The sequence below is a fragment of the Pseudomonas sp. FP198 genome, from assembly GCF_030687895.1.
GTDB lineage: Bacteria > Pseudomonadota > Gammaproteobacteria > Pseudomonadales > Pseudomonadaceae > Aquipseudomonas.
On sequence record NZ_CP117452.1, the window covers coordinates 1208867 to 1225524 of the forward strand.

Consider the following 16658-nt stretch of genomic DNA (forward strand, 5'->3'; position numbering starts at 1 on the left):
AGGCTCGCTCCCACATGGGATAGTTTTCATTGGGGCCTGGGTTACTTCCCACCACTCCCCGCCACGCTCTCCCCACCGCGCGTCAGGTAATACGCGCCGAGTATCGGCAGCATCGTTACCAACATCACCAGCATCGCCACCACATTGGTCACTGGCACATCGCGAGGGCGGCTGAGCTGGTTGAGCAGCCAGAGCGGCAGCGTGCGCTCATGACCGGCGGTGAACGTGGTGACGATGATTTCATCGAACGACAAGGCAAACGCCAGCATTCCGCCGGCCAGCAGGGCCGACCCCAGATTAGGCAGGATGATGTAGCGAAAGGTCTGCCAGCCGTCGGCGCCCAGGTCCATCGACGCTTCGATCAGGCTGTGGGAGGTGCGGCGCAGGCGGGCGATGACGTTGTTGTAGACGATCACCACGCAGAAGGTCGCGTGGCCGACGATGATGGTGAACATACCGGGTTCGATGCCCAGGGTCTTGAAGGTCGCCAACAGCGCGATGCCGGTGATGATCCCCGGCAGCGCAATCGGCAGGATCAGCATCAGCGAAATACCCTGCTTGCCGAAAAAATCACGGCGGTACAGTGCCGCCGACGCGAGTGTGCCGAGCACCATGGCAATCAGGGTGGCGACGGCTGCGATCTGCAATGACAACTTGATCGCCTCCAGCACGTCCGGGCGCGAGAAGGCGACGCTGAACCACTTCAGGGTCAGGCCCTTGGGTGGGAAGCTGAACGCAGCGTCTTCGGTGTTGAAGGCATAGAGGAAAATGATCAGGATCGGGAAATGCAGGAACACCAGCCCGCCCCATGCCGCGATCCGCAAGCCCCACGAAGCCTTGGAGTCAGAGTGCATCGAAAGCCCCCAGGCGCTTGACGACAGATAGATAGATGGCGATCAGCACGATGGGCACCAGCGTGAACGCCGCCGCCATCGGCATGTTGCCGATGGCGCCTTGCTGGGCGTAGACCATGCTGCCGACGAAGTAGCCCGGCGGGCCCACCAGTTGGGGCACGATGAAATCCCCCAGGGTCAGGGAAAAGGTGAAGATCGAGCCGGCGGCGATGCCCGGGATCGACAGCGGCAGGATCACCTGCATGAAGGTCTGGCGTGGCCTGGCGCCGAGGTCCGCCGAAGCTTGCAACAGCGATGGCGGCAGCCGTTCCAGGGAGGCCTGGATCGGCAGGATCATGAACGGCAGCCAGATGTAGACGAATACCAGGAAGCGCCCCAGGTGCGAGGTAGACAGCGTGCTGCCACCGACGCCGGGAATGCCCAGTACGAACTGCAACACCGGCCCCAGTCCCAGGTGCTGGATGAACCACTGCGCCACGCCGCCCTTGGCCAGCAGCAGTGTCCAGGCGTAGGCCTTGACGATGTAGCTGGCCCACATCGGCAGCATCACCGCGATGTAGAAAAACGCCTTGGTCTTGCCGCTGGTGTAGCGCGCCATGTAGTAGGCGATCGGGAAGGCGACTATGGCGCTGGCGATGGACACTGCGATCGCCATGGTCAAGGTGCGCGCAATGATGTCGAAATTCGACGGTTGGAACAGCGCCGAGAAATTGGCCAGGGTCAGGTCCGGCGTGACCGCCATGGTGAAGTCGTCGAAGGTATAGAAGCCTTGCCACAGCAAGGTCAGCAGCGAGCCCAGGTAGATCGCGCCGAACCAGATCAGCGGTGGCACCAGCAGCAGCGACAAATACAGGTTGGGTCGTCGGTACAGCAGGTTCGAAAAGCGTCGCAACGGCGAACCGTGCGTCTCGGTTTCAGTCATGGCCAGGGTGCTCATCTCAGGCCTCGCTGCCGGCGGTATCGTGCAGGGCGACCATCGCCTCGCGGGCCCAGCGCACGGCGAGGTGCTGGCCGGTCTGGTGCTGGGCGCCGCTGTCGTTCCATTGGCTGTTGGCCTGGCTGAGACTCAAGGTCTGGCCGTTTTCCAGCTTCAACTCGTAGCGCGTGGCGCTGCCCTGGTACTGGATGTCGTGGAGCAGACCGTTGACTTCGATTTCATCGCCGGCCAGCGGACCTTCGGCAAAGCGCACATGTTCCGGGCGGATCGAGAACGGCTGTGGATATCCGCTCAGTTGCCTGGCCAACTCTCCGCGAATCACGTTGGAAGTGCCGACGAATTCGGCGACGAAGGTGGTGGCCGGCTTCATGTACAGGTTGCGCGGGGTATCGACCTGTTCGATCCGGCCCTTGTTGAACACCGCCACGCGATCGGACATCGACAGTGCCTCGGTCTGGTCGTGGGTAACGAAGATGAAGGTGATACCCAACTGGCGTTGCAGTTTTTTCAACTCGCTTTGCATCTGTTCGCGCAGCTTCAGGTCGAGCGCGCCCAAGGGCTCATCCAGCAGCAACACACGCGGGCGATTGACCAGCGCGCGGGCCAGGGCGACACGCTGGCGCTGGCCACCGGACAGTTGCACCGGCTTGCGTTCGCCATAGCCGCCCAGGGCAACCATCTCCAGCGCTTCATCGGCACGCTTGATGCGCTCGGCCTTGGCGACGCCTTTGACTTTCAGGCCGTAGGCGACGTTGTCGCGTACGTTCATGTGCGGGAACAGAGCGTAGTCCTGGAACACCGTGTTGACGTCCCGCTGATACGGCGCGAGCCCGACGGCTTCCTCTCCATGGATGCGAATCGAACCGGCGCTGGGCTGCTCGAACCCGGCAATCAGCCGCAGGCAAGTGGTCTTGCCCGAGCCGGACGGGCCGAGCATGGAAAAGAACTCGCCGTCCTGGATGTCGATGGAGACCCGATCAACGGCCTTCACCTCGCCGAACTGACGGGAGACGTGAGTGAACTGGACTGCAAGCGTCATGGTGCGGTGCTCCAGAAAGCGCGACTTCTGTTGAATTGTTGGTGGGTTGGTCGGGCACCAAACTGTGGCGAGGGGATTTATCCCCGCTGGGGCGCGAAGCGCCCCCAAGCTGAAGCCTCTGACTATCAGGCAGATTGAGTCGCCTGCTTTGGGGCTGCTTCGCAGCCCAGCGGGGATAAATCCCCTCGCCACAAAAGCAGTGTTCGGCTGCGTTTAGCGCCCACCCATGATCGCAATGTAATCCTGCGTCCAGCGGCTGTACGGCACGAACTTGCCGCCTTCGGCCTGTGGGGTTTTCCAGAAGGCGATCTTGTCGAACTGGTCGAACCCGTTGGTCTTGCAGCCCTCGGCACCGAGCAGTTCGCTTGCCTTGCACGCCTCCGGCACGGCTGGCAACGAGCCGAACCAGGCGGCTACGTCGCCCTGGACTTTCGGCTGCAGCGACCAGTCCATCCATTTATAGGCGCAGTTGGGATGCTTGGCCTCGGCGTGCAGCATCGTCGTGTCAGCCCAGCCGGTGGCGCCTTCCTTGGGGATGGTCGAGGCGATCGGCTGTTTTTCGTTGATCAGGCCGTTGACCTGGTAGGGCCAGGCGCCGGATGCGACCACGCCTTCGTTCTTGAAATCGCTCATCTGCACGGTCGTGTCATGCCAGTAGCGGTGGATCAACGGCTGCTGGGCACGCAGTAATTCGAGCACGGCCTTGTACTGGGCTTCGTCGAGTTGATACGGATCCTTGATGCCCAGCTCGGGCTTGGCGGTCTTGAGGTAGAGCGCCGCGTCGGCGATGTAGATCGGCCCATCGTAGGCTTGCACCCGGCCCTTGTTCGGCTTGCCGTCGGGCAGGTTCTGCGCCTCGAACAGTACGCTCCAACTGGTCGGTGCCTGCTTGAATACTTCGGTGTTGTACATCAGTACGTTCGGCCCCCACTGGTACGGCGTCCCGTAGGTCTGTTGGCTGACCACGTACCACGGCGCGTCCTTGAGGCGCGGGTCGAGGTTTTTCCAGTTGGCGATCAACGCGGTGTTGATCGGCTGCACGCGTTTGCCGGCAATCAGCCGCAGCGAGGCATCGCCCGACGCGGTAACGAGGTCGTAGCCACCCTTGGTCATCAGGCTGACCATTTCGTCGGAAGTGGCGGCGGTCTTGACGTTGACCTTGCAGCCGGTTTCTTTCTCGAAACCGCTGACCCAGTCGTAGGCCTTATCGCTTTCGCCGCGTTCGATGTAGCCCGGCCAGGCGACGATATCCAGTTGGCCCTCGCCAGCGCCAATGGCCTTGAGCGGTTCGGCGGCCTGGAGGCTGGCGCTGGCCAGCAGCGCCGTGGTGAGTGCACTGAGCAATGCGGTCTTGTGCGCGTACATGGAAATCCCTCTTGCTTTAATTATGGTCGGGGCAGTTTTCGAACGGGGTGAAGCGCCATGGCTGGCCTGTTATTAGAGTAGTGCTGTTCCCTACAGATGCTGGCCGTGGCGGGCCATGATGTGGCGCACCACGCTGTAGTCCTGAAGCGAATCGCTGGACAGGTCTTTCCCATAGCCCGAGCGTTTCAGGCCGCCGTGGGGCATTTCGCTGACCAGCATGAAATGACTGTTGATCCAGGTGCAGCCGTATTGCAGCCGCGCCGCCACCTGCATCGCCTTGTCAAGGTTTTGGGTCCAGACCGAGGAGGCCAGGCCGTATTCCGAATCGTTGGCCCAGTCCACCGCCTGGCTGAGTTCATCGAAACGGGTCACGGTGACCACTGGGCCGAATACTTCGCGCTGGACGATCTCGTCGCTTTGCTTGCAGCCTGCCAACAGCGTGGGCTGGTAATAGAAACCGGCGCCGGAATGCACCGCCGCGCCGGTGATGCGCTCGATATGCGGCTGGCCGAGGGCACGCTCGACGAAACTGGCGACGCGGTCGCGCTGGCGGGTGCTGATCAGCGGACCGATTTCGTTGTCGGCGTCGCGCTTGCCGGCAAAACGCAGGCTGCCGACCGCCGCGCCGAGTTCAGCCACCAGTTGATCGTGAATCCCGGCCTGGGCGTAGATCCGGCACGCGGCGGTGCAATCCTGGCCGGCGTTGTAATAACCATAGGTACGTACGCCCTCGACCACTGCCTGCAGGTCGGCGTCGTCACAGACGATCACTGGGGCCTTGCCGCCCAGTTCCAGGTGCGTGCGCTTGAGGGTTTTTGCCGCGGCCTGGAGGATTTTCTGGCCAGTGACGATATCGCCCGTCAACGAGACCATGCGCACCTTGGGGTGGCTGACCAGATGGCTGCCGACACCTTCGCCGCCACCACAGATGATGTTGATGACGCCGCGCGGCAGGATTTCGGCCAGGATCGGCGCAAGGGCCAGGATCGACAGCGGCGTGTGTTCCGAAGGCTTGAACACCAGGGTATTGCCGGCGGCCAGGGCCGGGGCGATTTTCCAGGCCGCCATCATGATCGGGTAGTTCCAGGGCGCAATGGACGCCACCACGCCAATCGGGTCGCGACGCACCATGCTGGTGTAGCCGGGCAAGTATTCGCCGCTGAGCTGGCCGGTCTGGCAGCGTACGGCGCCGGCAAAAAAACGGAACACATCCACCGTGGCGCTCAGGTCGTCCTGACGCGCCAGGTGCAGTGGCTTGCCACAGTTCAGGGATTCGAGACGGGCCAGGTAATCGGCGTTTTTTTCGACAGCGCCGGCGATGTCCAACAGCAGGTTCGAGCGTTGTTGCGGCGTGGTGCGCGACCAGCCGTCAAAGGCTTGATGAGCCGCAAGGATAGCGGCTTCGACCTGTTCGGTACTGGCCTCGGCGATGTGGGCGAGCACTTCACCGGTGGCCGGGTTGAGGATCGGCTCGACAACGCCCTCGCCGGGTACGCTTTCGCCGTCGATCAGCAACGCTGTACATAATGGGATTTGCGTGCCGGCCATTTTTTATAGATCTCAGTTTTACCGAAAACCTGTGGGAGCGAGCCTGCTCGCGAAGGCGGTATGACAGGCAGCATTAAATTGACTGAAAAACCGCTATCGCGAGCAAGCTCGCTCCCACAATGACTCCCACCAATTGGATTGTGGTGATGCAGCAAGACTAGTGCCCAGCCACTAAGCCGACAAATTCGAAATACTCAAGGGAGCATTCGATTAAATAGATGGCTTGCGTCCGTGGGGCTGTTCGCGGGCAACGGCCAGGAACGGGTCGACCGAGGCCGGGCGTGCCGTGCCCCGGCGCCAGGCGAGTCCGACATCCAGCGTCTGGTTGAGGTCGGCGATGGGCCGTGCCTCGATGATGTCGCCTTCCAGCGACCATGGGCGGTAGGTCATGTCCGGTTGGATTGATACCCCCAGCCCGGCCGCCACCAGGCTGCGCACCGCTTCGGTCGAGGCGGTACGCAGGGTGATCTGCGGTTGCAGGCCGGCACCGCGCCACAGGCGTTGCGCGTTGCGATCCATCTCGTCGACGTTCAGTTGGATCAACGGCTCGCGAGCCACATCCGCCAGGTTGATGCTGTCGTGTTCGAGCAACGGATGCTGGGCCGGCAGCCACAAACGATGGGGCGAGTGGGTCAACACTTCGGTCTGCAGGGCGTGGCGGTCTTCCAGGTTGGACAGGATCAGCACGCCGACGTCGATCTCGCCGCTGACCAGCAGATGTTCGATATAGGGGCGTTCGTCTTCCATCACGCGGATGGCCACGTTGGGGTAAGCGCGCTGGAAACGGGTTAAAAGGTCCGCCAGATAGTACCCGGCGACCAGGCTGGTCACGCCGATGGTGACCTGGCCGGCCACCTGATCGGTGCTTTGTTGCAGGCTGCGCTTGGCGTTGTCGACGGTGGCGAGTATCAGGTGCGCCTGACGCAGGAACTGATGCCCCTGGTGGGTGAGCGTCATGCCCTTGGCGTGACGGTTGAACAGGCTGACGCCGATTTCCTCTTCCAGTTGCTGGATGGCCAGGGTCAGGGTGGACTGGGAAATGAACGCGGTTTGCGCGGCGGCGGAAATCGAACCGGTTTCGGCTACCGCGATGAAATGACGGATCTGGCGCAGGGTCATCATTGGTGGATACCCAGGAGACGAATTTATCGATGTCCTGGAGTGTATATCGTTTTTATCGAATGACTGCGGCTGCCTTCAAATCAGCGTCGAGCCCGTAGGCAACATCTCGAAGCAATCTGGCCAAGGGCGGTGGGGCACTTTCGATCTACGCTGGGGGCCTTATGATCCAGTTAACCCGAATGCGTGGAGGCAGCAAATGAACACCCGTGGATTGCTCGATCAGTTACTCAAGTCCGGTCAGGAAATGTTGCAGAACAAGGCCGGCGGCTCCCAGGGCAAGTCGTCCGGCGGTCTGGGTGGTTTGCTCGGCGGCTCCGGCAACCTCGGCGGAATGCTCTCCGGCGCAGGGGGCGGGGCGCTGGCGGCCAGCGCCATGGGGTTGCTGCTGGGCAACAAGAAAGCCCGTAACTTTGGTGGCAAGGCCCTGACGTATGGCGGCCTGGCTGCATTGGGTGTGATTGCCTACAAGGCTTACGGCAACTGGCAGGCCCAGCAGGGCAATGCGCCGAAAACCGAACCGCAGACCCTCGACCGCGTCCCACCGGCTCAGGTCGAGCAGCACAGTCAGGCGATCCTCAAGGCCCTGGTCGCGGCGGCCAAGGCCGACGGCCATGTGGACGAACGCGAGCGTCAACTGATCGAAGGCGAATTCACCAAGCTCGACAACGACCAGGAACTGCAACACTGGCTGCACGCCGAGCTCAACAAACCGCTGGATCCCGGCGACGTCGCCCGGGCGGCCAGCACACCGGAAATCGCCGCCGAAATGTACATCGCCAGCGTGATGCTGGTGGATGAGGAGAACTTCATGGAGAAATCCTACCTCGACGAACTGGCGCGACAACTCAAGCTGGAACCTGGACTGAAGGCGGAACTGGAGAAGCAGGTGCGTCAGGCGGCTGCCTGATCCTTACCCAAGGATATTTTTTTGGTGTTTGAACAATAATTGCCCACCCCTTTCCCTGTGGGAGCGAGCTTGCTCGCGATGGCGTCCGGCCAGTCGATATGTATTCACTGACCCACCGCTATCGCGAGCAAGCTCGCTCCCGCAGGAGCAGCGCTCAACCTGAAAAATCACGATCCTCGGCTTCGTCAAATTCCCCCAGACCGCCATACAGACGCACCACCACCCTCGGCTATACTCCCGGCAATTCAAAGTACCCGAGGTTTTCCTGTGAAGAACTGGACGTTGCGCCAACGCATTCTGGCGAGTTTTGCGGTGATTATCGCCATCATGTTGCTGATGGTGGTGGTCACTTACTCGCGGTTGTTGAAGATCGAGGCCAGTGAACAGGAAGTACGTACCGACGCCGTTCCAGGGGTGTATTACAGTTCCATGATCCGTGGGGGCTGGGTCGACAGTTACGTCAAGACCCAGCAGCTCGTGGGACTGTCCGATCAGCGGGAAATCACCGACGAAGACAAGGCGCTCTATCAGCGGTACGAGCAGCATCTGCGCGATGAAATGCAGCAATACCAGAAGCTGATCCAGGACCCGGCCGACCAGGCCTCTTTCGATGAATTCGAAGTCAATCACCAGGACTTCAACAAAGCCCTGGCCAAGGTACTGGACCTGTACCAGCGCAAGGATTACCAAGGCGCCCGGCTGGCGGTGGAGAAAGACCTGACGCCTGCGTGGCTAGAGGGTCGCGGGCACTTGAACCAGATCATCGAGCGCAATCGTGAGTTGGCTGAGCAGGCCGCCCTGACCATCGGCCGTGCGGTGACAGCCGCCGAGGTCGCCATGGGCCTGTCCTTTGTCGTCGCGGTGCTGGTGGCTGTTCTTTGCGGCCTGTTGCTGATGCGCGCGATCATGGCGCCGATGAGCCGCATCGTCGAGATACTCGATGTCATGCGCAGCGGCGATTTGAGCGGACGCCTGAACCTGGCGCGCAAAGACGAATTCGGCGCTGTGGAGACCGGCTTCAACGACATGATGGCCGAGTTGACGTCGCTGGTGTCCCAGGCCCAGCGTTCCTCGGTGCAGGTCACCACCTCGGTGACCGAGATCGCCGCGACCTCACGGCAGCAACAGGCCACGGCCACCGAAACCGCCGCCACCACCACCGAGATCGGTGCGACGTCCCGTGAAATCGCCGCCACCTCTCGCGACCTGGTGCGCACCATGACCGAAGTCTCCAGCGCCGCCGACCAGGCCTCGGTCGCCGCCGGCTCAGGTCAGCAAGGCCTGGCGCGCATGGAAGAGACCATGCATTCGGTGATGGGCGCCGCCGACCTGGTGAACGCCAAGCTGGCGATCCTCAACGAGAAGGCCGGCAACATCAACCAAGTGGTGGTGACCATCGTCAAGGTTGCCGACCAGACCAACCTGTTGTCGCTCAACGCCGCCATCGAGGCCGAGAAAGCCGGTGAGTACGGGCGCGGTTTCGCCGTGGTCGCCACAGAGGTGCGGCGCCTGGCCGATCAGACCGCTGTCGCCACCTACGACATCGAGCAGATGGTGCGCGAGATCCAGTCCGCTGTCTCGGCTGGTGTGATGGGCATGGACAAATTTTCCGAAGAAGTGCGCCGTGGCATGGCCGAGGTACAGCAGATCGGCGAGCAATTGTCGCAGATCATCCATCAGGTCCAGGCGCTGGCGCCGCGGGTGTTGATGGTCAACGAAGGCATGCAGGCCCAGGCCACCGGTGCCGAGCAGATCAATCACGCCCTGGTGCAACTGGGCGATGCCAGCAGCCAGACCGTGGAGTCCCTGCGCCAGGCCAGTTCCGCCATCGACGAGCTCAGCCAGGTGGCCGTGGGCCTGCGCAGCGGCGTCTCGCGTTTCAAAGTCTGATGAGCGATTTCGACGCCCGACGCGGTACCGGGCCGGCGGCCCGGCAGGCGTTGTTCCTGGTGTTTTGCATCGGTAACGAGCGCTACGCCCTGCAAGCCATCGATGTGGTGGAGGTGCTGCCGCGCCTGCCGCTCAAGCCGATTGCCCGGACGCCGTCCTGGGTGGCCGGGGTATTCGCCTGGCGGGGCCGGGTGGTGCCGGTGCTCGACCTGTGTGCCTTGACCTTCGGCCAGGCCGCCGAGGCGCGCACCAGTACCCGGCTGGTGCTGGTCAATTACCGGCCCCAGGCGCAGCAAGCAGCGCACGTGCTGGGTTTGATCCTGGAACAGGCCACCGACACCCTGCGTTGTGATCCGGCCGACTTCAAGCCTTATGGCCTGGATAATCCCCAGGCGCCTTACCTCGGCCCGGTACGCGAGGATGCCCAAGGAATGCTGCAATGGGTACGAGTCAACGATTTGCTCGATGAGTCGGTGCGTGCGGTGCTGTTCCCCACGCCGCCGCTGGACCTTGATGGTTTCGAGGATCGGCGATGAACAACGACCAGCGTTTTTTCGATTTCCTCAAGGAGCGCATCGGCCTGGACGTGACGTCCGTCGGCACCGCGATTATCGAGCGGGCCGTGCGCCAGCGCGTCCTTGCCGTGCCCGGCCGGACCACCGATGACTATTGGCAAAGCCTGCAGCATTCTGCCCAGGAGCAGCAGGCGCTGATCGAAGCGGTGATCGTCCCGGAGACCTGGTTCTTCCGTTATCCCGAATCCTTCGCGACGCTGGGGCGACTGGCCTCCCAGCGCCTCGCTGCGATCAAGCACCTGCGCGCGCTGCGCATCCTCAGCCTGCCGTGCTCCACCGGCGAAGAGCCGTATTCGATCGCCATGGCCCTGTTCGACGCAGGCCTCGGGCCGCATCAGTTCAAAGTCGATGCAATGGACGTCAGCCCGCTGTCGGTTGATAAAGCCCGGCAAGCGCGTTACGGCAGGAACTCCTTCCGTGGCGCGGACCTGGGGTTTCGTGAACGATATTTCAGTGCCGAGGAGGACGGCTATTACCTCGATGAGCGCATACGTGAACAAGTGCGCCTGCAAGTGGGCAACCTCTTGGATCCGGCCTTGCTGGTGAATGAGGCGCCGTATGATTTTGTGTTCTGTCGCAACCTGCTGATCTATTTCGACCAACCGACCCAGCAACAGGTATTCGAGGTGCTCAAGCGCCTGACCCATCAGGACGGCGTGTTGTTCATCGGCCCCGCCGAGGGCAGTTTGCTCGGGCGGTTGGGCATGCGCTCGATCGGCATCCCCCAGTCGTTCGCCTTCAGCCGCCAGGGCGCGCCCGAGCCGCAACCGCTGCCAACACTGTTGCCAAGTCCGTTGCCGATTCGCCAGCCGCCACCACGAGCCGCTGCGCCGCCGCTTCAGCGTCGACCGTTTGCAGCCAGCGTGACGCCGATCGCCCCACCGAGGAGCAGCGACGCGATGACCTTGCTGGCCAATATCGCCGCCCTGGCCAACGGCGGCAAAAGCGCTGAGGCCCGTGCGGCTTGCGAAGAGTATTTGCGCAGCCATGCGCCCAGTGCGCAGGTGTTCTATTGGCTGGGCCTGCTCAGCGACATGGCCGGCAACGCGCTCGAGGCCCAGGGTTTTTATCGCAAGGCGTTGTATCTTGAACCGCAACACGCCGAGGCCCTGGTGCATCTGGCGGCGCTGCTGGCATCCCAGGGCGACGTGGCCGGTGCCCGTCGATTGCAGGAACGTGCGGCCCGCGGTGGGCGCCCGGTTGAGAGTGAGCGCAAACGATGAGTGGTTCGGCTTCCTATAACGTGACTCATGACGATGCCCAGGCCATCGATGACTGCTGGAACCGCATCGGGGTCCATGGCGACAAGACTTGCCCGTTGCTGGTCGAGCATATCCATTGCCGCAACTGCTCGGTGTACTCGGCGGCGGCCACCCGTTTGCTCGACCGTTATGCCCTGCGCCAGGATGATCGAGAACTGGCTCTTGCGCCGGTCGACAATGACATCGTCACGCGCTCGGTGTTGATGTTCCGCCTGGGCGAAGAATGGTTGGGCTTGAGTACTCGCAGCCTGGTGGAAGTGGCGCCGTTGCAGCCGATCCATTCGCTGCCGCACCAGCGTTCGAGGGCCTTGCTCGGCGTTGCGAATGTGCGCGGCGCCCTGGTGGCCTGCCTGTCGCTAGTCGAGTTGTTGGGGCTGGAGCCTGGCTCGGCCGCGCCTGCTGGCGGGCGAATCATGCCGCGCATGCTGATTATCGCCGCCCAGGGCGGACCGGTATTGGTGCCGGTGGATGAGGTGGACGGCATTCATGCAATTGACGAACGCATCCTGGCGGGTGCTTCGCAATCGGCGGGCAAGTACACCCGTGGCGTGTTGCAGTACAAAGGCCGCAGCCTGCGTTGGCTGGATGAAGAGCAGTTGTTGTCCGCCGTGTCCCGGAGCCTGTCATGACCCCCGATCAGATGCGCGACGCCTCGTTGCTCGAACTGTTCAGCCTGGAAGCCGAGGCGCAGACACAGGTGCTCAGCGCCGGCCTGCTGGCCCTGGAGCGTGACCCGACCCAGGCTGACCACCTTGAGTCATGCATGCGCGCGGCCCACTCGCTCAAGGGCGCCGCGCGAATCGTCGGGATCCCCGCCGGAGTCAGCGTGGCCCATGTCATGGAAGATTGCCTGGTCAGTGCCCAGGAACGCCGCCTGGTCTTGCGTGCCGAGCATATCGATGCCTTGCTGCAAGGCACCGACCTGCTGACGCGCATCGCGACCCCAGGCAACAGCGTCGGCGCCGAGGACATCGAGGCCTATGTCGCGTTATTGGGGCGCCTGCTGGATCCTGCCGCTGCGGCGGCTTCAACCACCAGGTCGCCGACCAGCGAGATACCCCTCGAGCCCATGCGGGTCGAGATGCCTGAGCCTGTGCCCGCGCCCATGGAGCCTGGAGAACCGGCGGCCAGGAAAAAGCATGTCACCGAGGAGGGCGAACGGGTCTTGCGGGTCACTGCCGGGCGCCTCAACAGCCTGTTGGACCTGTCGAGCAAGTCGCTGGTCGAAAGCCAGCGTCTCAAGCCTTGGCTGGCGACCCTGCTGCGGCTCAAGCGCCAGCAAGGCAATGGGCTGCGTGCTCTTGAAGACCTGAATGTGCATCTCAAGGACCATGCCTTGAGTTTGCAGGCCCAGGAGGCGCTCAACGATGCCCGGCGCTTGTTGGCGGAAACCCAGCAGATCCTGGCGCAAAAAACCGCTGAGCTGGATGAGTTTGCCTGGCAGGCCGGCCAGCGCGCACAAGTGTTATACGACACGGCGCTGGCCTGCCGCATGCGCCCGTTTGCCGATGTGCTTGCGGGCCAGGCGCGGATGGTTCGTGACCTGGGACGCAGCCTGGGCAAACAGGTACGCCTGGAAATCGAAGGCGAGAAAACCCAGGTCGATCGCGATGTACTGGAAAAACTCGAAGCGCCCCTGACTCACCTGCTGCGCAACGCCGTCGACCACGGCATCGAGACGCCGGAGCAACGGCTGTTGGCGGGCAAACCCGCCGAAGGCCTGATCCGCTTGCGTGCCTCGCACCAGGCCGGCCTGCTGGTGCTGGAGTTGGCGGACGACGGTGCCGGCGTGGATCTGGAACGGGTGCGCCGCAGCGTGGTGGAGCGTGGTCTTTCTCCCGAACACGCCGCCGCCAGCCTGAGCGAAGAAGAACTGCTGACTTTCCTGTTCCTGCCCGGCTTCAGCCTGCGGGACAAGGTCACCGAGGTGTCCGGGCGCGGTGTCGGCCTGGACGCTGTCCAGCATATGGTCCGGCAGTTGCGTGGCGCAGTGGTGCTGGAGCAGACGGCGGGCACGGGCAGTCGCTTCCACCTTGAGGTGCCGCTGACGCTTTCGGTGGTGCGCAGCCTGGTGGTGGAAGTCGGCGGCGAGGCCTATGCGTTTCCGTTGGCCCATATCGAACGCATGTGCGACCTGTCGCCCGAGGACATCGTCCAGGTCGAAGGTCGCCAGCATTTCTGGCATGAAGGCCGCCATGTGGGGTTGGTCGCCGCCACGCAATTGCTCAACCGCCCGGTAGCGCCCAACAACGGCCAGAGTCTCAAGGTCGTGGTGATCCGCGAGCGCGAAGTGATCTATGGCGTGGCGGTGGAACGCTTCATCGGCGAGCGAACCCTGGTGGTGCTGCCCCTGGATGAGCGCTTGGGCAAGGTTCAGGACATTTCCGCCGGTGCCTTGCTCGATGACGGCTCGGTGGTGTTGATCGTCGATGTCGAAGACCTGCTGCGTTCGGTAGAAAAGTTGCTCGACACCGGGCGCCTGGAACGCATCGCCCGGCAGAACGAGGCCCAGGCCCCTCGCAAGCGGATCCTGGTGGTCGACGACTCGCTGACCGTGCGGGAACTGGAGCGCAAGCTGTTGCTCAATCGAGGCTATGACGTGGCAGTGGCGGTAGACGGCATGGATGGCTGGAACGCGTTGCGTTCGGAGGATTTCGACTTGCTCATCACGGACATCGACATGCCGCGCATGGACGGTATCGAACTGGTGTCGCTGCTGCGCCGCGACAACCGCCTGCAATCGCTGCCGGTGATGGTGGTTTCCTATAAGGATCGCGAGGAAGATCGCCGCCGTGGCCTGGATGCCGGGGCCGACTATTATCTAGCCAAGGCGAGTTTTCATGACGACGCCTTGCTCGACGCCGTGGTCGAATTGATCGGAGGAGCGCGCGCTTGAAGATCGCCATCGTCAATGACATGCCCCTGGCGGTCGAGGCCCTGCGCCGCGCGCTGGCATTCGAGCCCGCGTATCAGTTGGTCTGGGTGGCGGCCAACGGCGCCGAGGCGGTGCAGCGTTGCCATGAATACACGCCGGACCTGATCCTGATGGACCTGTTCATGCCGATCATGGACGGTGTCGAGGCGACCCGGCGAATCATGGCCGACACGCCGTGCGCCATCGTGATTGTCACTGGCGACAGCCAGCAGAACGTCCATCGGGTGTTCGAAGCCATGGGCCATGGCGCCCTGGACGTAGTGGATACTCCGGCGCTGGGCGTCGGCAGGCCCGAGGACGCCGCTGCCCCCTTGCTGCGCAAGATCGCCAACATCGGCTGGCTGATCGGCGAGCGGGGCAACCGTGAGCGCGCCGCGCCGGCTGCGCAGCGGGCGTCGGTGTCACGCAACAGCCTGGTGGCGATCGGCTCGTCGGCCGGCGGCCCCGCCGCGTTGGAAGTGCTGCTCAAGGCGCTACCCCGCGATTTCGCCCCGGCCATCGTGCTGGTCCAGCATGTGGACGAAGTGTTTGCCGCCGGCATGGCCGAGTGGCTTGGTGGCGTGTCGGGCCTTGAGGTCCGGCTGGCCCGCGAGGGCGAGACACCGCGAGGCGGGGTGGTGCTGTTGGCCGGAACCAATCATCATTTGCGGCTGTTGAAAAATGGCACGCTGGCGTACACGGCCGAACCCGTCAACGAAATCTATCGGCCCTCCATCGATGTGTTTTTCGAGAGTGTCGCCAATTTCTGGAGTGGTGAGGCGGTAGGCGTGTTGCTCACCGGCATGGGCCGCGACGGTGCGCAAGGGCTTAAACTGATGCGCCAGCAGGGCTGCGTGACCATCGCCCAGGACCAGCAGAGCAGCGCGGTCTATGGCATGCCCAAGGCGGCCGCCGCTATCGACGCGGCGACGCAGATACTCGCGCTGGACCGGATAGCGCCACGCCTGGCGGAAATTTTCAGCCAATAATGCCCTTTTGCACCCCAGCAGTACTCAGGTGAGCCCCATGACTGATTTACAGCTCGACGACTTCAAGCGCGATGAGAACGCCGCCATGGTCTTGCTGGTCGATGACCAGGCGATGATCGGCGAGGCAGTGCGACGCGGGTTGTCGAACGAGCAGAACATCGACTTCCACTTCTGCTCCGACCCTCACCAGGCCATCGCCCACGCCGTGCGCATCAAGCCGACGGTGATTCTCCAGGATCTGGTGATGCCCGGTCTCGACGGCTTGAGCCTGGTGCGCGAATACCGCAACCATCCGGCCACTCGCGACATCCCGATCATCGTCCTGTCGACCAAGGAGGACCCGCTGATCAAGAGCGCGGCGTTTGGCGCCGGCGCCAACGATTACCTGGTCAAGTTGCCGGACGACATCGAGCTGGTAGCCCGGATCCGCTATCACTCGCGTTCCTACATGATGCTGTTGCAGCGCGACGCGGCCTACCGCGCGCTGCGGGTCAGCCAGCAACAGTTGCTCGACACCAACCTGGTGCTGCAACGGCTGATGAACTCCGATGGCCTGACCGGGCTGTCCAATCGCCGGCACTTCGATGAATACCTGGAGCTGGAGTGGCGAAGGGCGCTGCGGGACCAGTCCCAGCTGTCGTTGTTGATGATCGATGTGGATTATTTCAAATCGTTCAACGACAACTACGGTCACCTTGAGGGCGACGAAGCCCTGCGCAAGGTTGCCACGGCGATCCGCGAGGCCTGCAGTCGTCCGTCCGACCTGCCGGCCCGTTATGGCGGCGAGGAGTTCGCCCTGGTCTTGCCCGGCACCTCGCCTGGCGGTGCACGGCTGATGGCCGAAAAACTGCGCCAGAGCATCGTCGCCCTGAAAATCCCGCATAGCACGCCCGACGGCGGCGAAAACCTGACCATCAGCATCGGCGTCGCGACCTTCACCCCGCAACAGGGCGGCGAGTGCCGCCAACTGATCTCGGCGGCGGACAAGGGGCTGTACCTGGCCAAGCACAATGGGCGCAATCGGGTGGGGGTTGAATAAACCCTGCCTGGCGAGATTGCTTTTGTGGCGAGGGAGCTTGCTCCCGCTGGGGCGCGCAGCGGCCCTGAAACCATTTGGCTCGGTGTGCCAGATCGATTGAGGAGGTCGTTTTGGGGCTGCTGCGCAACCCAGCGGGAGCAAGCTCCCTCGCCACAGGGGCCGTACGCTCAATCTCATTGCCCCTAAAGCCGCCAGGCGGGCTGCCGCCGACGCTTGA

At 63.0% G+C, this 16658-nt stretch carries 14 protein-coding genes; 8 read left to right on the forward strand and 6 right to left on the reverse strand.

What is annotated here, in order from left to right; genetic code table 11:
• Positions 1-41: 41 nt before the first annotated feature.
• The 6 genes from PSH78_RS05635 to PSH78_RS05660 all read right to left on the reverse strand — a co-directional run bounded on the left by PSH78_RS05635 (position 42) and on the right by PSH78_RS05660 (position 6865).
• Positions 42-854 (reverse strand): ABC transporter permease, encoded by an 813-nt coding sequence (locus tag PSH78_RS05635; RefSeq protein WP_305499042.1) that lies wholly within the window; start codon positions 852-854, stop codon positions 42-44.
• Positions 844-1791 carry an ABC transporter permease gene (locus PSH78_RS05640; RefSeq protein WP_305499043.1) on the reverse strand — a complete coding sequence of 316 codons (948 nt, stop codon included), beginning with the start codon at positions 1789-1791 and terminating at the stop codon, positions 844-846. Before PSH78_RS05640 ends, PSH78_RS05635 begins: the two co-directional genes overlap by 11 nt.
• Position 1792: 1 nt before the next feature.
• Entirely contained in the window at positions 1793-2830 is a 1038-nt protein-coding gene (locus PSH78_RS05645; protein ID WP_305499044.1) for an ABC transporter ATP-binding protein, read from the reverse strand.
• A 213-nt stretch (positions 2831-3043) separates the two neighbouring features.
• On the reverse strand, positions 3044-4195 hold the full coding sequence (gene ydcS / locus PSH78_RS05650) for a putative ABC transporter substrate-binding protein YdcS (protein ID WP_305499045.1): 1152 nt from the start codon (positions 4193-4195) through the stop codon (positions 3044-3046).
• Positions 4196-4285: 90 nt separating this feature from the next.
• The gene (locus PSH78_RS05655; protein WP_305499046.1) at positions 4286-5743 is read right to left on the reverse strand and encodes a gamma-aminobutyraldehyde dehydrogenase; all 1458 of its coding nucleotides are present in this window, start codon (positions 5741-5743) and stop codon (positions 4286-4288) included.
• A 210-nt stretch (positions 5744-5953) separates the two neighbouring features.
• A complete protein-coding gene (locus tag PSH78_RS05660; protein WP_305499047.1) occupies positions 5954-6865 on the reverse strand; it encodes a LysR family transcriptional regulator in 912 nt (303 codons plus the stop codon).
• Between the two features lie 196 nt (positions 6866-7061).
• Here PSH78_RS05660 and PSH78_RS05665 point away from each other — a divergent pair, with 196 nt between their 5' ends.
• From PSH78_RS05665 to PSH78_RS05700, 8 genes are all read left to right on the forward strand, one after another.
• Entirely contained in the window at positions 7062-7772 is a 711-nt protein-coding gene (locus PSH78_RS05665; RefSeq protein WP_305499048.1) for a tellurite resistance TerB family protein, read from the forward strand.
• Between the two features lie 267 nt (positions 7773-8039).
• Positions 8040-9662, forward strand: coding sequence for a methyl-accepting chemotaxis protein (locus tag PSH78_RS05670; protein WP_305499049.1), 1623 nt, complete (start codon positions 8040-8042; stop codon positions 9660-9662).
• Positions 9662-10198, forward strand: coding sequence for a chemotaxis protein CheW (locus PSH78_RS05675; RefSeq protein WP_305499050.1), 537 nt, complete (start codon positions 9662-9664; stop codon positions 10196-10198). Before PSH78_RS05670 ends, PSH78_RS05675 begins: the two co-directional genes overlap by 1 nt.
• Complete coding sequence (locus tag PSH78_RS05680; RefSeq protein ID WP_305499051.1) at positions 10195-11460, forward strand: protein-glutamate O-methyltransferase CheR; 1266 nt, start codon at positions 10195-10197, stop codon at positions 11458-11460. Before PSH78_RS05675 ends, PSH78_RS05680 begins: the two co-directional genes overlap by 4 nt.
• Entirely contained in the window at positions 11457-12128 is a 672-nt protein-coding gene (locus PSH78_RS05685) for a chemotaxis protein CheW (protein ID WP_305499052.1), read from the forward strand. The genes PSH78_RS05680 and PSH78_RS05685 overlap by 4 nt, the downstream gene beginning before the upstream one ends.
• The gene (locus PSH78_RS05690) at positions 12125-14395 is read left to right on the forward strand and encodes a hybrid sensor histidine kinase/response regulator (RefSeq protein ID WP_305499053.1); all 2271 of its coding nucleotides are present in this window, start codon (positions 12125-12127) and stop codon (positions 14393-14395) included. Before PSH78_RS05685 ends, PSH78_RS05690 begins: the two co-directional genes overlap by 4 nt.
• Positions 14392-15402: a chemotaxis response regulator protein-glutamate methylesterase gene (locus PSH78_RS05695; RefSeq protein ID WP_305499054.1), complete on the forward strand. Its 1011-nt coding sequence runs from the start codon at positions 14392-14394 to the stop codon at positions 15400-15402. Before PSH78_RS05690 ends, PSH78_RS05695 begins: the two co-directional genes overlap by 4 nt.
• A 37-nt stretch (positions 15403-15439) precedes the next feature.
• Positions 15440-16441, forward strand: a complete 1002-nt coding sequence (locus PSH78_RS05700) for a diguanylate cyclase domain-containing protein (RefSeq protein ID WP_305499055.1) — start codon at positions 15440-15442, stop codon at positions 16439-16441.
• Positions 16442-16658 lie beyond the last annotated feature (217 nt).

Coding starts and splice junctions, on each gene's coding strand:
- PSH78_RS05640 (WP_305499043.1), bottom strand. CDS start 1,791: ATGAGCACCCTGGCCATGACTGAAACCGAGACGCACGGTTCGCCGTTG.
- PSH78_RS05665 (WP_305499048.1), top strand. CDS start 7,062: ATGAACACCCGTGGATTGCTCGATCAGTTACTCAAGTCCGGTCAGGAA.
- PSH78_RS05635 (WP_305499042.1), bottom strand. CDS start 854: ATGCACTCTGACTCCAAGGCTTCGTGGGGCTTGCGGATCGCGGCATGG.
- PSH78_RS05645 (WP_305499044.1), bottom strand. CDS start 2,830: ATGACGCTTGCAGTCCAGTTCACTCACGTCTCCCGTCAGTTCGGCGAG.
- PSH78_RS05685 (WP_305499052.1), top strand. CDS start 11,457: ATGAGTGGTTCGGCTTCCTATAACGTGACTCATGACGATGCCCAGGCC.
- PSH78_RS05655 (WP_305499046.1), bottom strand. CDS start 5,743: ATGGCCGGCACGCAAATCCCATTATGTACAGCGTTGCTGATCGACGGC.
- PSH78_RS05700 (WP_305499055.1), top strand. CDS start 15,440: ATGACTGATTTACAGCTCGACGACTTCAAGCGCGATGAGAACGCCGCC.
- PSH78_RS05680 (WP_305499051.1), top strand. CDS start 10,195: ATGAACAACGACCAGCGTTTTTTCGATTTCCTCAAGGAGCGCATCGGC.
- PSH78_RS05675 (WP_305499050.1), top strand. CDS start 9,662: ATGAGCGATTTCGACGCCCGACGCGGTACCGGGCCGGCGGCCCGGCAG.
- ydcS (WP_305499045.1), bottom strand. CDS start 4,195: ATGTACGCGCACAAGACCGCATTGCTCAGTGCACTCACCACGGCGCTG.
- PSH78_RS05660 (WP_305499047.1), bottom strand. CDS start 6,865: ATGATGACCCTGCGCCAGATCCGTCATTTCATCGCGGTAGCCGAAACC.
- PSH78_RS05690 (WP_305499053.1), top strand. CDS start 12,125: ATGACCCCCGATCAGATGCGCGACGCCTCGTTGCTCGAACTGTTCAGC.